The sequence below is a fragment of the Paludibacter jiangxiensis genome (assembly GCF_001618385.1).
Lineage (GTDB): Bacteria > Bacteroidota > Bacteroidia > Bacteroidales > Paludibacteraceae > Microbacter > Microbacter jiangxiensis.
In genome coordinates this window covers 877,502-893,841 of sequence record NZ_BDCR01000004.1, presented here as the reverse complement: position 1 = coordinate 893,841, position 16,340 = coordinate 877,502, and the positions used below count along the sequence as shown (strand labels likewise).

Annotated in this window: 11 protein-coding genes; 6 read left to right on the top strand and 5 right to left on the bottom strand. The window is 41.9% G+C overall.

Features of this window, described 5'->3' with window-relative positions; genetic code table 11:
* Window positions 1-255: 255 nt before the first annotated feature.
* Window positions 256-879 carry a hypothetical protein gene (locus PJIAN_RS13805; protein ID WP_153802581.1) on the top strand — a complete coding sequence of 208 codons (624 nt, stop codon included), beginning with the start codon at window positions 256-258 and terminating at the stop codon, window positions 877-879.
* 62 nt (window positions 880-941) lie between these two features.
* On the opposite strand, the gene purL is transcribed toward PJIAN_RS13805, so the two are convergent.
* Window positions 942-4,628 (bottom strand): phosphoribosylformylglycinamidine synthase, encoded by a 3,687-nt coding sequence (gene purL / locus PJIAN_RS13800; protein ID WP_068706494.1) that lies wholly within the window; start codon window positions 4,626-4,628, stop codon window positions 942-944.
* Window positions 4,629-4,871: 243 nt separating this feature from the next.
* Here purL and dacB point away from each other — a divergent pair, with 243 nt between their 5' ends.
* From dacB to PJIAN_RS13785, 3 genes are read left to right on the top strand one after another with little or no spacing between them, the layout of a single operon-like run.
* Window positions 4,872-6,287 carry a D-alanyl-D-alanine carboxypeptidase/D-alanyl-D-alanine endopeptidase gene (gene dacB, locus PJIAN_RS13795; RefSeq protein WP_172795620.1) on the top strand — a complete coding sequence of 472 codons (1,416 nt, stop codon included), beginning with the start codon at window positions 4,872-4,874 and terminating at the stop codon, window positions 6,285-6,287.
* Between the two features lie 23 nt (window positions 6,288-6,310).
* The gene (locus tag PJIAN_RS13790) at window positions 6,311-8,743 is read left to right on the top strand and encodes a bifunctional YncE family protein/alkaline phosphatase family protein (RefSeq protein WP_068706054.1); all 2,433 of its coding nucleotides are present in this window, start codon (window positions 6,311-6,313) and stop codon (window positions 8,741-8,743) included.
* Window positions 8,744-8,781: 38 nt separating this feature from the next.
* On the top strand, window positions 8,782-9,027 hold the full coding sequence (locus PJIAN_RS13785) for a DUF2007-related protein (protein WP_068706052.1): 246 nt from the start codon (window positions 8,782-8,784) through the stop codon (window positions 9,025-9,027).
* A 106-nt stretch (window positions 9,028-9,133) separates the two neighbouring features.
* Here PJIAN_RS13785 and PJIAN_RS13780 read toward each other — a convergent pair whose 3' ends face one another.
* From PJIAN_RS13780 to surE, 4 genes are all read right to left on the bottom strand, one after another.
* Entirely contained in the window at window positions 9,134-9,877 is a 744-nt protein-coding gene (locus PJIAN_RS13780) for a polyprenol monophosphomannose synthase (RefSeq protein WP_068706049.1), read from the bottom strand.
* 139 nt (window positions 9,878-10,016) lie between these two features.
* Window positions 10,017-10,394, bottom strand: coding sequence for an SRPBCC domain-containing protein (locus PJIAN_RS13775; protein ID WP_068706047.1), 378 nt, complete (start codon window positions 10,392-10,394; stop codon window positions 10,017-10,019).
* 15 nt (window positions 10,395-10,409) lie between these two features.
* Window positions 10,410-10,703, bottom strand: coding sequence for a hypothetical protein (locus PJIAN_RS13770; protein WP_068706045.1), 294 nt, complete (start codon window positions 10,701-10,703; stop codon window positions 10,410-10,412).
* Between the two features lie 4 nt (window positions 10,704-10,707).
* Complete coding sequence (gene surE / locus PJIAN_RS13765) at window positions 10,708-11,466, bottom strand: 5'/3'-nucleotidase SurE (protein WP_068706043.1); 759 nt, start codon at window positions 11,464-11,466, stop codon at window positions 10,708-10,710.
* 208 nt (window positions 11,467-11,674) lie between these two features.
* Here surE and PJIAN_RS13760 point away from each other — a divergent pair, with 208 nt between their 5' ends.
* Together PJIAN_RS13760 and PJIAN_RS13755 are read left to right on the top strand one after the other, a co-directional pair.
* Window positions 11,675-12,559 carry a helix-turn-helix domain-containing protein gene (locus tag PJIAN_RS13760; protein ID WP_068706041.1) on the top strand — a complete coding sequence of 295 codons (885 nt, stop codon included), beginning with the start codon at window positions 11,675-11,677 and terminating at the stop codon, window positions 12,557-12,559.
* 514 nt (window positions 12,560-13,073) lie between these two features.
* Entirely contained in the window at window positions 13,074-16,328 is a 3,255-nt protein-coding gene (locus PJIAN_RS13755) for a SusC/RagA family TonB-linked outer membrane protein (protein WP_236714413.1), read from the top strand.
* Window positions 16,329-16,340 lie beyond the last annotated feature (12 nt).

The following is a 16,340-nucleotide window of genomic DNA, read 5'->3' as shown; positions in this document are numbered from 1 at the left end:
AATGTAAGTGTTGAAGGATGGATGTTTCTGATGATAGTAAGGATGCGCGTATATAATTTATAGTTGTATTTTTTGAATGAGTAGTAGTTGGAACAGATGTGTTAATTATCCAATTGTCGAAATATAAAGTGATTTTGTATTGTACTTTTGAGAGTAAATCAACACAAAACTGGTATGTAGCGAGCATGATTCGTAGAACATGAATTGGAATGAACATTCATCATGCGGATTTCTTCCGGTAACTAAAAAATGCAGATGAAAAAAAGACTAGCTATTAGAGTGTTTGTGGCGTTTGCATTTGTTGCATCTGTACCGCAGGCAAAAGCACAATCAGTGCAAATTGACTCTGTTAAAACTGTATCAGTAACCGGATCGAATAGCGATCAGCTGGAAAAACAGTCAAAGGAATTGAATTCGGCGTTGAACGATTTGAATGTCAGACGGGATGCATGGAAGGATAAACAAAAAGCGCTTGATAATGACAAGAAAAGGTTGAAACAGGACGTTTCGCAGTTGAAGGACGATAAAAAAATGCTGAAATCGAGAATGTCGTTAGCGAAAGAGGAGCGAAAAAGAATTGCCGCCTCCGAAAAGGTTCTTAAGTCGAAGCAGAAGCTTTCTCCGGATATGGAATTTTATTCGGAGCAACAAAACATACGATCGGATAGAGAAAAGGCAGATCAGTTTGAGGAAAAATTAGACGCAGAAAACAAGCGTATTAAGTCTGAAGATGCAATTCTGGACGATAGAGGCCGGAGAATTGATGAACAGCAAAATGAATTGAACGTTCAGAAGCGGGATCTGGATCAGCAATTGAATGCGCTTAAAGAAAAATTGAAACAAATCAAGGCTGAACAGAAGCAGTTGAAGCAGAAATAGTACTTTACGAAAGGACTAAAAACGACAAACCCCATCGATTGATGGGGTTTGTCGTTCTGTAATTATTTGTTTTCAATCCATTTGCGGGCATTAACAAATGCTTCGATCCATGGGGTGATTTCGTCCGTTGCTTTGCGGTCGAGAGGGTAGTGAGCCCATTGCCATGGGAAAATTGCTCTTTCCAGGTGAGGCATCATAGCCAGGTGACGACCATTGTCTGAGCAAATACCGGCTGCGGCAAAATCGGAACCGTTAGGGTTACCCGGATATTCGCCGTAGTTGTATTTAGCCACGATGTTGTACTTATTTTCAGCATATGGGAATTTGAACTTTCCTTCTCCGTGAGCTACCCAGATACCCAGGCTGCTTCCTGTCATTGAGCTGAAAAGAACCGAATCGTTCTTTGGAATGTTCACGCCAACAAAACAAGATTCGAATTTGTGCGAATCGTTGTGCAACATATGAGGACGTTCGGCATGATCCGGGTGGAGCAGATTTAATTCCACCATTAACTGGCAACCGTTGCAGATACCGAGGCTTAACGTGTCGGGACGGGCATAGAAATTGTCGATAGCAGCTTTTGCTTTTTCGTTAAACAGCAAGCCGCCGGCCCATCCTTTGGCAGAACCCAGAACGTCGGAGTTAGAGAAACCGCCACAGAAAACAACGAAGTTGACATCTTCCAGGGTTTCACGTCCTGTTGCAAGGTCGGTAGCATGAACGTCTTTCACGTCAAATCCGGCAAGGTAGAGCGCATAAGCCATTTCGCGTTCTCCATTGGTTCCTTTTTCACGGATAATGGCAGCTTTGATGCCCGACGGTTCGCGGTCGGGAGATATGCCATACTGGCTCATTTTTCCGCTGAAATCGCTGTTGAAACTGTATTGGAGCGGTTGGTCTTTGTAATTGTTGAAACGGGCTTCGGCACAAGCTTCCCCGCTTTGTCTGCGGTCGAGCAGGTACGATGGTTTGTACCAAAGATAGCGCAGACGATCGACGTCAAATTTGAATTTGAAGTCGTTGTATTCTACCGAAACATATCTTTCTTCCACCGGTTTTGCAATCGCAGCGTAGTAAATGCTGCTTTCGTTCAATACGGCTTCAACTGCTTTTGTATCTTTCACCTGAACCAATACAGCAGGGTTTTCTGCAAAGAGCAGTTCCAGTTCGCCTATAATTTTTTCGGAAACGTTGTTCAGATTGACCTGCAAGCCGCCTTTGGTGTTCGCAAAGCACATTTCGAGCAGCGCAGTGAGAAGACCTCCTGCAGAAATGTCGTGTCCGGCCAGAACCAGGCCCTTGTTGATCAGGGTTTGAACGGCGTTGAATGCCCGGCTGAAATAAGCAGCGCTGCTCACGTTTGGTGTTGCATCGCCAAGCAAATTCAATGTTTGAGCCAATGCCGAACCTCCTAATTGTAAATCGGTATTTGAGAAATCAATCAGGTAAAGAGTCGAGTCCGGGTCATTAATCAAAACCGGTGAAATCGTTTTGCGGATATCGCTCACTTCGCCTGCGGCAGAGATGATAACGGTACCCGGTGATAACACTTTTTCGTCTCCGTATTTCTGTGTCATCGAGAGACTGTCTTTCCCTGTAGGAATGTTGATGCCTAATTCGCAGGCAAAACGGCTGCAAGCTTCAACCGCGCGATACAAACGTGAGTCTTCGCCCGGGTTTTTGCAAGGCCACATCCAGTTGGCACTGAGAGAAACACTCTTCAATCCATCGGCAAGCGGAGCCCAAACTAAATTGGTCAGTGATTCGGCAATTGCAAGAACAGAACCGGCTTCAGGATCAACCAGCGCGGCCATCGAAGCATGACCGATAGAGGTTGCGATACCTGCTTTGCCTCGGTAGTCGAGAGCAACAACAGCAACGTCATTCAACGGTAATTGAATTTCACCGGCTGTCTGTTGTTTGGCAATTTTACCGGTTACCGAACGGTCAACTTTGTTTGTGAGCCAGTCTTTGCAGGCAACACTTTCCAGTTGCAGTACGTTTTCGATGTATTTGTAAACCTGAGTAGCGTCAGCGGCTACAGGTGCATATTTGTCGTCGTTGGTAGTGTCGGTAATAATGGTGCGTGGCGGTTTCCCGATCATGTAATCCAAACGCAGGTCGATAGGACGTTCACCGTCTTTTTGTTCAAAAACAAATTGCATATCGCCGGTTGTTTCGCCAACCACGTAAAGCGGTGCGCGTTCGCGTTCTGCAATTTTGCGGATATGTTCAATTTCTTTTTCTTCCACCAGCAAGCCCATGCGTTCCTGACTTTCGTTACCGATGATTTCTTTGGCCGAAAGGGTAGGGTCGCCTACCGGAAGTTGGCTCATGTCGATTTTGCCACCGGTAGCTTCCACCAATTCAGAGAGACAGTTCAAGTGACCACCTGCACCATGGTCGTGGATAGAAACAATAGGTGTTTCGTCCGCTTCTGCCAGTGCACGGATTACGTTGGCAACGCGCTTTTGCATTTCCGGATTGGCACGTTGAACAGCGTTTAATTCGATAGAATTGTCATATTGTCCTGTGTCTACGGATGATACTGCACCACCGCCCATACCGATACGGTAGTTGTCGCCACCCATCACAATTACTTTCTGACCGGGTTGAGGATCACCTTTGAGGCAATCTTTCTTTTTTGCATAACCTACACCACCGGCCTGCATAATTACTTTGTCGTAGCCATATTCTTTGCCGTTTTCGGTGTGTTCAAAAGTCAGCAAAGATCCGCAGATAAGCGGTTGTCCGAATTTATTTCCGAAATCGCTGGCACCGTTTGAAGCCTTGATAAGAATTTGTTCCGGAGTTTGGTACAACCATTTGCGGGCTGGAATGTTTTGTTCCCAGGCACGTGAAGCATCATTGCGGGCGTAAGAGGTCATGTAAACCGCGGTACCAGCAATGGGTAAGCTTGCTTTTCCACCACCGAGACGGTCGCGGATTTCCCCTCCGGTTCCGGTTGCGGCTCCGTTGAATGGTTCTACTGTGGTTGGGAAGTTATGTGTTTCGGCTTTCAGAGAAATAACCGATTCAAAAGGTTTTGTTTCAAAGAATCCCGGTTTTTCGCTTTCGTTGGGGGCGAATTGTTCAACAACAGGGCCTTCGCTGAAAGCAACGTTGTCTTTGTAGGCCGAAACCAGTTTGTTGGGATTGGTGGTCGATGTTTTTTTGATCAGTTGGAAAAGAGTCGAAGGTTTTTCTTCTCCGTCTATAATATATTGACCGTTGAATATTTTATGACGACAGTGTTCCGAATTTACCTGAGAAAATCCGAATACTTCGCTGTCCGTCAGTTTTCGGCCTATTTTTTCACTTACGCCGTTCAGGTATTCAATTTCATCGTCATTCAGGGCAAGACCTTCGCTTTTGTTATAAGAAGCGATATCGTCGATGTAACGGATAGGATCCGGAGTTTTGCTGATGGTGAAAATGTCCTGCGTTAAGCGTGCATAAACACGTTGCAACATCGGGTCATGGTCATCCTGTGCATCGGCTGGGAAGAACTCTTCTATACGCAAAATGCCGTCAATTCCCATGTTCTGAGTAATTTCGACGGCATTTGTACTCCACGGCGTTATCATTTCGCGGCGTGGGCCTATGAAAGTGCCAATGATTTCATCTTCTTGCACAACGGTGGCATTCTCGAATAACCAGGTTAATTTCTCAAGGTCAGACGAGGTGAAAGCCTCTTTTGATTGGACAGCAATTATATGACTGTCAGGGGATTTGAAAAATGTTATCATGTGAGGGGTTGAAATGATTTTCAATCCTGCAAATTTAGCAAAAAAACACATACTGTCCAATTCAAACCGTATGGAATATAGGGCAAAATACAGAATATGATTCCGTGAATATTTTACGGTTGAACAGCGTTATTAAAGTATTGATAAATTACGGTAAAGATTGCAGGAACTTCTTCAAAAGAAGTACATTTGTAAGTCGTTTGAAAAGTACGATCGTATCTTTTTTGATTAAGAATGAAATTTATGAAGAAAATACTGTTATTTGCTTTTTTATTGTTTGATGTGTGCCTCGTTGGCGCTCTTAATCCGGGAATAAAACATTTTGTGGAAGCGCCTAACTTTAAGGGAAGTAATCTGGCTGTTTTGGTAAAAGATATTAAAAGTGGAAAAGTTGTGCTGGATTATCGCGGCGAAAAAAGTCTGATGCCGGCATCCAATATGAAACTGATAACCACGGCCACAGCTCTTGAATTACTTGGTGCCGATTTCAGGTTCGAAACGCCACTTGAATATGACGGAACTATCGATGTGCAGGGTGTTCTTCATGGGAATATTTATATTGTCGGCAGCGGCGATCCGACTATCGGTTCGGCAGTTTTTAATGATCATGACTTTATCAAACGTTGGGTGGATGCCGTCCAGAAAACCGGCATTAAAACTGTGTTGGGACATGTTGTTGCTAACGTCTCTGCATTCGACAAAGAAGTAACACCGCCCGACTGGACATGGGAGAATATGGGAAATTACTTTGCGGCAGGCGTTTTTGGCCTCTCGGTTTATGATAACATGTATGCCATTCATTTCAAAACAGGAGCTCCGGGCTCCACTCCGCAGATTTTGGGAACAACTCCTCCAATGTATGAAATGGTATTTCATAATATGTTGAAGGCTGGTAAAACAGGGGAAGATGATGACGATGGATATTTGCATGGTGCTCCTTTTAGTAACGAGCGCTATATAACAGGTACAATCCCTTCCAACCGGGAACAGTTTAGTATTCATGGAGACATGCCTAATCCGCCACTTAAGTTAGCAACTTTGTTTACAGAAAAGCTGAACGAAGCCGGTATAGCTGTATCTGGTGCACCTTTAGATGAAATGAAAAACAGTGACAATCATACGCGTTTCTTTGTTCACCAGTCGCCCACGCTTGCTGAAATTGTAAAAGAAACCAATATGCAGAGTAATAATTTGTATGCGGAGCATGTATTCAAACGGTTGGCGCTGATTAATAATGCTGTGGCCACAAGAGATGAGGCAACACGGATTGTACGTGATTTCTGGAAGCAGCATGGAGCCGATGTTTCAACACTATTTCAGCACGATGGTTGCGGTATGTCCCCAATGAATGGCGTTTCTCCCCGTTTCTTTGTTGATTTGCTTTCCTATATGCGTACTCAGAGTAAATATAAAGATGCGTTTTTCAAATCTCTCCCTGTCGCAGGGCAAAGCGGGACACTCAAAAAATTACTTGACGGAACTCCTCTTGCCGGAAAGGTGATGGCAAAAAGCGGTTCTATCAGGAGAGTGCTTTGCTACTCCGGTTATATGGAGTTGGGCAATAAAGAGTACGCATTCTCTGTTATGGTAAATAATTATACAGGAAGCTCTACCGAAGCCCGAAAGGTAATCGAACAGTTACTTTTGAGTGTGCGATGAGTAATGATGATAAATAATTGAAGATGATGAATATAACTCGATATTGTTTCGTATTGGCGTGCGCCGGGATTTCTCTGTCTCTTTTTGCGCAGAAAACTAACGTGTTATTTCCTTCCAAAGTAAAATTGCCCAATGGTTGGACAATTACTCCTGTTGGGAAAAATATTACCCTGGGCGATTTGCCGTTGAATATGGCAGTGAGCCATAACAAGCGTTGGATAGCGGTGACAAACAATGGACAAAGTACTCAAACGATTGACCTGATTGACGTTGCTAAACAAGAAAAGATTGCGTCAATGCCGATTGCAAAGGCCTGGTATGGATTGACTTTTAGTCCGGATAATCGCAGCTTGTTTGTTTCGGGTGGAAATGATAATGCGATTTACCGTTATCAGGTTTCGGGAAGTGGATTGCAGGCCGGAGATACAATTCGGTTAGGCAAACCATGGCCACAAAAGATTTCGCCGGCCGGAATGGCGCTTGATAGCAAACACAACCGTCTCTACGTGGTTACTCGAGAAAATAATTCACTTTATGTGGTTAATCCGGATTCTAAAACGGTGTTGCATGTGTTATCTTTAGGCAATGAAGCCTATACTTGCTTGTTGTCGGCGGATAATAAAAAGCTCTATATCAGTGTGTGGGGTGGACGTAAAGTGGTAGTTTACGATTGCGAACAAAATAAGATTATGGCAGAAATTCCGGTAGGCAGTAATCCTAACGAGATGTGCCTGGCCAAGAACGGACATTTTCTGTTTGTGGCCAATGCCAATGATAATACGGTATCTGTAATCGATACAAGAAAAAATGAAGTGGTTGAGACGTTGAAAGCCGCTTTGTATCCCAACGCTCCGAGTGGTTCTACAACAAATGGACTAGCCCTTAGCGAAAACGGAAAGACGCTTTATATTGCCAATGCTGATAACAATTGTCTGGCAGTGTTTGATGTCTCCAAAACTCCTGAGAGCAAGGCGAAAGGTTTTATTCCGGTAGGGTGGTATCCGTCTAATGTAAAGGTGGTGGGCAAAAATGTCTTTGTGACGAATGCCAAAGGCTTGACCTCTTTGCCAAATCCACAGGGGCCAAATCCAACGATGAAAAAAGAAACAGTGACCTATCAGCAGGGAGATAGTTCGAAGCCTGTTAAAGTTCAGTATATTGCGGGTCTGTTAATTGGTTCGATGAGCATTTTGAAAGAGCCATCGGCTAATTTGTTAAGTCTGTATTCTCAACAGGTATATCAAAATACGCCTTATTCGAAAGAAAAGGAAATGAATGCTCCGGGCGAGGTGGGTAATCCGATTCCCATGAAGGTGGGTGATGCGTCGCCAATTAAATATGTGTTTTATGTGATAAAGGAAAATCGAACCTACGATCAGGTACTTGGCGACGTGAAAGCCGGAAATGGTGATACGACACTGGTGCTGTTTGGTAAGAAAATCACACCTAACCAACACGATTTGGTGAACAGGTTTGTGCTGCTGGATAATTTTTACGTGGATGCCGAGGTAAGTGCCGATGGGCACAACTGGAGTACAGGGGCTTATGCAACTGATTATCTTGAAAAGACATGGCCTACGTATTACGGTGGAAGAGGCGGGCGTTATGATGCGGAAGGTAATCGGGCTATCGCCAATAATCGCGATGGATTTATCTGGGATTTGTGCAAAAGGCATAATGTGACTTATCGTACGTATGGGGAGTTTGCTGATAATTACAAACCGAACATTCCGGTACTAAAAGGACATGTTGCTCATTTTACGGGCTTTGATTTGGAGGTGCGCGATACGACCCGTTTCAATCAATGGAAAATGGATTTCGATTCATTGGTTGCAAAAAATGCTTTGCCACGCTTTTCGACGGTGCGTTTTGTTTGCGATCATACAGAAGGTATGCGTGCGGGAAAACCGACTCCCTATGCTTTTGCTGCGGACAATGATCTGGCTGTTGGATTATTTGTCGAGCATATATCGAAGAGTCCGGTTTGGAAAGAGTCAGCTATTTTTATAGTGGAAGATGATGCTCAGAACGGGCCTGATCATGTGGATGCGCACAGAAGTCCGGCTTATATTGTAAGTCCTTACGTTAGACGGAACTTTGTGGATCATACCATGTATTCCACCAGCGGTATTTTGCGTACAATGGAACTGATTTTAGGATTGCCACCCATGACACAATACGATGCAGCAGCAACTCCTTTGTGGCGCTGTTTTACATCAACGCCTGATTTTGCTTTGTATGAGCATTTGCCTTCGAATATCAATCTTGATGATAAGAATCCATTTGATAAAAAACTATCGGCGCTATCAGATAAGTTCAACTGGACAAAAGAAGATCAGGTGCCCGATCTTGTCTTCAATGAAATATTGTGGCAGGGTCTCAAAAAGGCCAAAGCTCCTGCACCGATAAGGTCGGCATTTTTGAATGTTCAGCAAAAAGACAAGGATGACGATTAGTGTACGATAATATATCAACCCTTTAATAATGAAGCCTTATGACACAAGAATCAGATTTAGATCCTGTTGAGGTTTTTGCGGGAACTTCATGGGAAGCCGGTATGTTAGTCAGTTTGCTGGCCGATAATGACATTGAAGCATATTTCAATGATGAAATTCTGGGTAGGGTGGCTCCATGGGTGGCCGAGCCCGGAGGCGTGGGTGCTATAAAAGTGATAGTCGCTGCGAAGGATTACGAACAGGCAATGAAAGTGGTTAAGGAATTTAGCAAGACATTGCAATAAGAAGCAGGAGAATGCGGTAATAAACCGATTCTGCACAAATGAAGAAAGCCTCAATTTATCAGGAATACTGATAAATTGAGGCTTTTAATATTAAAATAGCGGTATGTTATTTCTTTTTTTGCGGGTACTTCCTGAAAAAGCTTTTTAGTTTTAGTGATAGTACACCGAAGAATGCTTCCCCAAAAATCCCGCCGTTCATCTTTGATACGCCCAAAACTCTGTTTGAGAATACAATGGGCACTTCAATGATGTTGAAGCCGCATTTAAATGCTGTGAATTTCATTTCGATCTGGAACGCATATCCTTTGAAACGAATTTTATCCAGTTCAATAGTTTCAAGCACTTCACGGCGATAACATTTGAATCCGGCTGTAGTGTCGAATATTTTCAGTCCGGTAACGATTCGTACATAAGTAGATGCGAAATAGGACATAACAACCCGTCCGATAGGCCAGTTGATAACGTTAACGACATGACCGACATAGCGGGAACCGATCGCGACATCGCCACCGCCGGTTGTGCAGGCTTCATACAAACGGAGCAGGTCTTTCGGGTCGTGCGAAAAATCCGCATCCATTTCAAAGATAAAATCGTATTTATGTTCGATAGACCAGCGGAAACCTGCTATGTAGGCAGTTCCCAGTCCCAGTTTTCCTTTGCGTTCAACCATGTGCAGAGATTCAGGAAATTCACCCTGCAATTGTTTTACGATATCGGCAGTGCCATCGGGCGAACCATCGTCAATGATAAGAATATGAAAGGGTTTGGGTAACGAAAAAACAGCGCGAATAATGGCTTCTATGTTTTCTTTTTCGTTGTACGTCGGAATAATAACAATACTATCAGACACGGGAAAGTTGTTTTTGGTTAGTGGTGTGATAATTACGATGCGAAGATAGGAACAAATGCTGAAAACTGTTCCGTTGAGTTCGGATAAAAATTAAAAATAAAAATGGCAATAATGTTAAAAGATATATAAGAATATGCAGTTATTCTTCTAGTAAATCTCTCAGAGACGCAACAATAGCATCTTCCCATCCTTCAACAATATTTTCAAAAGCATCATCCGGAATATTTATCTGATTTATTTCCAGATCGGTTCCCTTTTTGTCCTGGTGAGTTTTGATAGTCACCAGTGATGTTTCTGTTTCTCCGAAATACCATTCTTGTACTATCTTTTTATCTTGTTCGAATTCAATGTTTTTGCCGCAAATGTCTCCGCCCCACCATTCAAATTCTGAATCAGGAGTAGTGCTCATTACAGCATCTTCGCCGGTCCATAAAGCAATTATTTCCGGATTGGTCAAAGCAGCATATACATCTTGAGGAGTAGCTTTGATGATAAAATGTTTTTTGAAAGTTTGCATGAATTTGAAATTTTGTCAGGTGAGATATATAAACGAAATAATAAAAAAGACGGCAGTAGCAACTACGGTTCCACGGCAAGCATGCCAATAATCGGCTTTGTAAAACAGAAAGAACAGTCCAAGGTTTGGAAAGGTGCTTAAAAGTACCAGTTTCCCAAATAAAGGTAATCCTGATTTAGCTGTGGCGATAAGAGCATCCCACATTTCCAGATCTCCTTTGTATGCAGTATGAAAGTATGTTAGCCCAAAAATGACAGGCAAAATAATCGAAACCAGTAATCCGATCCAGAATTTATCAACGATCTTCATGTTGTTAAAGGTTCCAACTGGTTAATTCGTCTATTACCTCGTAAGCCGTCATGTCAATTTTTGTCGGAACAACTGCAATATAATCGTTTGTTAGTGCCCATTCGTCAGTGTCGGAGGCTTCGGGTTCACGGTTGGTGAAATTGCCTGTCAGCCAAAAGTATGGATGTCCGTTCGGATCTTCGTGGCGAACAAATTCTTCCGTCCACAATCCATTGGCTTGCCGGCAAATTTTGATCCCTTTAGGAGGGTTTTCCGGCATGTTGACGTTAAGACAAACTCCATAAGGAAGACCTTTCTCAAGTACCTTTTCCGCGATTTTCTTTACAAAAGGAATAACGTGCGAAAAATCAGCATCGGCATGATGATTGCATAAGGAATAACCAATGGAAAGAACTTTATTAATACATCCTTCAATAGTTGCTCCCATTGTGCCTGAATAGACCACGCTTATAGAAGAATTGGTGCCGTGATTGATGCCCGTTACCAATAAGTCGGGTTTTCTGTCTTTAAATAAAACATTGAGGGCAAGTTTTACGCAATCAACGGGAGTGCCGGAACAGCGGTATATCTTCAGACCTTCTTCTTCGTGGACTTTGTGCAGGCGAGTTGGAATTGAAACTGTAATGGCGCTGGACATTCCCGAGCGAGGGCCGTCGGGTCCAACGACAATAACATCTCCCAACGGTAACATCGCATCCTTGAGTTCTTTGATTCCTTTTGCCGTTAAGCCGTCATCGTTGGTTATTAATATGCAGGGTCTCATATTGGACGTTGTTTTTAAGACTTTTGTTGTTTGTATATTTAATATGGTACAAAATTACTCATTTTAATACACTTTTTGGCGGCATTGCTTCAATTTTAATGAGAGCGGGTTTTTCGACCGGGTTTAGGATGTGTGATGTTCAGATATTGTATTTTTTTAGAAAATAATCTCTATATTTGGCGCCATAAACCCTTGCTAAAATAGTATCATGATTAATCCGGAAATTTTACACGAAATTACTCCTTTATCTGAAAAGGATTGTTTTTATATTGTGGAAAGAAATAAGTCGGAATTTACGTTCCCTTTACACCGACATTTGGAATATGAACTGAATTATATTGAACATGCAGAAGGTGCGCGAAGAACTGTAGGAGATTCGGTTGAGGTGATATCTAATTTTGATTTGGTTCTTATAACCGGAAGCGAATTGGAGCATACCTGGGAAAATCATAAGTGTAATGCAAAGGAAATAAGAGAGATAACGATTCAATTTTCACCGGAACTGTTTTTTAAAAACTTCATAGATAAGCATCAGTTTAAAAGTATTAAAGTGATGTTGGAGCAGGCTCAAAAAGGACTGTATTTTCCTCTTGATACAATACTATATGTTCGTCCGTTACTCAACTCGTTATCGCATGAAAAGCAGGGTTTTTATGCGGTTATGAACTTCTTAAGCCTGCTTTATGAACTGTCGTTGAGTAATGGAGCTCGTACTCTTTCAAGTAGTGCATTTGCGCGGGTAAAATTGCCTGCGGACAGTAGACGGGTTCAGAAAGTACATGATTATCTGATGCAAAATTATACGCAGGAGATTAGATTGGGAAAGCTGGCAGATATGGTTGGTATGAGCGAAGTAGCTTTCAGTCGGTTCTTCAGATTAAGGACGGGAAAGAGTGTAACAGACTATCTTCTTGATATCAGAATAGGAAATGCTATTAGAATGCTTGTTGATTCAACACAGTCTGTCTCTGAGGTTTGTTATAGTTGTGGATTTAATAATTTGTCTAATTTTAATAGAATATTCCGCAAGAGGAAGGGGTGTACACCAAAGGAGTTTCGCGAAAACTATAACAAGAAAAAGACAATTGTGTGATAAGAAAGTATGATTGGGTATGAAAAACTAGTACAATTTATTCGGGTAAAGAAAGTATTATATTTTGATAAAATTGTATTTGAGATAGGCGAGGCAACTCGCCTATTTTTGTATCCGTGATACTGGTTCAATGAATCAGCTCGTAAAGTGTAACGGTATGTGCCCCGAAAGAAATATTATTTCAACGGCATTCGACACTCTGATTTTTGAAGTATAACCTAAAACTAAATACGCATGACTTAACACGTCCCTCTTCTCACTCAAAGTATTCTCAATCATTTGTGAGACAGCTTCTTTTTATTCCTAATCCAGAGGTCTGTTTCGCAAAAACTAATGATCAGAATTTCCTTTTCTGATGCGCGCCGTCGGTTTCCGACATGAACATGTAAACAAAACCATTCGAACTAAAGCTGCTTTTGGCATTTCAGTACGAGCCTTCGGTTTTGAGTGCACACTTCAAATTCAATAATCGGATTTTATTAGATGACTATTCATTAAAACCATGAACAAACTTATGAAAAAAACCATGAAAGCGGGAAGATGTACACACATACCTCTTCCAAGACAATGCAAGCGGACTCTGGTGCTGGCACTCGTGTTAACATTGGGGTTTTGTTCCACAAACCTTTTAGCAGCCGGCCTGTCGTCAGCTTCGGCAGCCAGTATGGCTCCAACTGACGGCGAAAAAACCGTGACCGGTAAAATTACAGATGCAACCGGAAATCCGATTCCGGGAGCAACAATTGTGATCAAAGGACAGAAGACCGGTACAGTTACTGATATGGACGGTAAATTTTCGCTAAAGGCTCCATCCAATGCCGTTTTGAAAGTGTCATTTATTGGCATGAAAGCGCAGGAAGTTGCACTTCAGGGACGTTCTTCCGTAAGTATATCACTTGAAGACGAATCTGTAAGTCTGAATGAGGTTGTAGCCATTGGTTATGGAGTTCAGAAAAAGAAACTGGTTACCGGTGCTACGGTGCAGGTAAGCGGTGATAATCTCCAGAAACTTAGCACAACTAATGCATTCACAGCTTTACAGAGTCAGACTCCGGGTGTAAATATCGTACAAAATTCTGGTCAGCCGGGCGATGGATTTAAAGTGAATATCCGTGGTATCGGTACTATCGGAAATTCAGCGCCATTATATGTAATTGATGGAGTTGCCGGTGGTGATATCAACAGTCTTAATCCTTCTGATATTGAGTCAATTGACGTATTGAAAGATGCGGCATCTTCTGCAATCTATGGTACACGTGCTGCCAATGGTGTTGTGTTGGTAACAACAAAACAAGGTAAAAGTGGTAAAGTACAAGTAACCTATGACGGATATTATGGCGTTCAGAACGTATATAAAATGCCGTCGTTGCTTAATGCTCAACAATACATGGCAATTGAGAATGAGGTAGATTTTAACGAAGGAATTTCTGCACGTAACTGGAAAAGCATTTTGGGTTCTAAGTACAGTTCTGTGATGGATGAAACATGGAAAGGTACAAACTGGATGGATGCTATCCGTAATAAAAATGCTCCTACTCAGAATCACGCATTTAATCTTGTGGGAGGTAATGATATTTCTAAATTCTCATTAGGCGTCGCATATACAAACCAGGAAGGTATATTTGGTGATCCGGTAGCTTCAGGCTATGAACGTACGTCTATTCGCCTGAATTCAGATCATGTGATCTTAAAGGCAGCAAATCGGGATGTAATTAAACTGGGCGAAAATGTCAATTATAATTATTCAGTGAAAAATGGTATTGGTTTGGGTAATCAATATTGGAACGATATTTCTAATATGTTGAGAGCAATGCCGATTATGCCAATTTATAACGATAAAGGTGGTTATTTTGATAATGCAGATAAGACTGCAATGGGCCTTAATGCATATGATGCTCAGGCCGCTAACCCCATTGCTTCGATGGTATATCAGAGAGGATATAATAAATCGAAAAGCCATAACCTGAATGCAAGTGCTTATTTGCAAATTTCTCCGATCAAGAATTTAGTACTTAAATCTCAATTCGGATATAAAATGAGCGCAAGCAGTTATCGTTCATATACTCCGGCTTACAACTTGTCGACAACTGCAGTGAACACGGTATCTTCTGTAAATCAAAGCGCGAATTTGGGTTGGAGTTATACATTGGATAATACTGCCGATTATAAGTTTGCAATCAACAATCACCATGTTGATGTCTTAGCCGGACAATCTCTTGAAAAATGGGGTATGGGCGAAGGCTTATCTGTTACAAATGGAAATTTGTTGTTTAATGGATTTGAATATGCATATCTTGCAAATACGCAGGGAATTGCTGCAGGTACAACTAAAGTTGATTCAAATACAGGTCCCTGGGGGCAAGGTGGATTAGCCTCTGTTTTTGGACGTATCAACTATGACTGGAATGAAACATACATGTTGACCTTGATTTTGCGTAGTGATGCTTCTTCAAATTTTGCCAGTGGCAAACGCTGGGGTTATTTCCCATCTGTTTCTGCTGGATGGGTTGCTTCAAATGAAAAATTCATGGCATCGACAAAAAGCTGGTTGGATTTCTTAAAATTCCGTGCAAGCTGGGGTCAAAACGGTAACTGTAATATTTCTAACTTCAACTACATAGCGCTGATATCTTTTGATCAATCAGCTAAATATTCATTCGGCAATGCCAAGGACAGCCAGTCAACCGGAGCTGTTCCTTATAACTTGGCTAATCCTGATGTTACCTGGGAAAAATCGGAACAGTTGGACTTTGGTTTTGATGCCCGCTTCCTGAATTCCAGATTAGGTGTGAATTTTGACTACTATGATAAGACCACAAAAGGATGGCTTGTTCAGGCACCCATTCATCCCTACTTTGGAGTTAGTGTAGCACCATATGTAAATGGTGGTGATATTACCAATAAAGGGGTAGAAGCAGTTATTTCATGGAACGATCATGTGGGTAAAGATTTTACTTATGGAGTAAATGTGAATGGAGCTTATAATAAAAATAAAGTTACCCGGATTGCTAATTCAGAAGGCATCATTAATGGATCTACTAATGTGTTAGCTCAGGGAACAACATATATTTACCGTGCTCAGGTAGGTTATCCCATAGGGTATTTTTATGGATATAAAACCGCTGGCGTATTCCAGAATCAGGCAGATATAGATGCCTGGAAAGCTGCCGGAAACGGAATTCTCCAATCGAATGTACAGCCGGGTGATTTGAAATTTGTTGATCTGAATCATGACGGCCAGGTTACTGATGCCGACAGAACAAAAATTGGAGATCCAAATCCTCATTTCAATATGGGTTTAAGCTTTAATCTGGGATATAAAGGATTTGATTTTACAGTTGCCGCTCATGGTGCTTTTGGTATGCAGATTGCCAAGAATTATCGTCAAACATCAAGATCGGATAATTACACAACAGAGGTATATCAACGCTGGCATGGTGAAGGCACCTCAAATAAATGGCCTCGTTTAACCTCAAATACGAATGCTAATTACATGTACCTTTCAGATATTTACATGGAAAATGCAGATTATTTGAAATGTCAAAATATTACATTGGGATATGATTTCAAAAAATTATTTCCGAAGATGCCATTGCAACAGGCTCGCTTGTATTTCACAGCACAAAACTTGTTTACAATAACAGGTTATTCCGGAATGGATCCGGAAGTCGGATCATCTGGCGGAGCTGATAGTTGGGCATCTGGTATTGATATCGGTTATTATCCAAGCCCACGGACTTATTTGGTTGGTGTAAATCTTAAATTTTAATTGTATTCGATT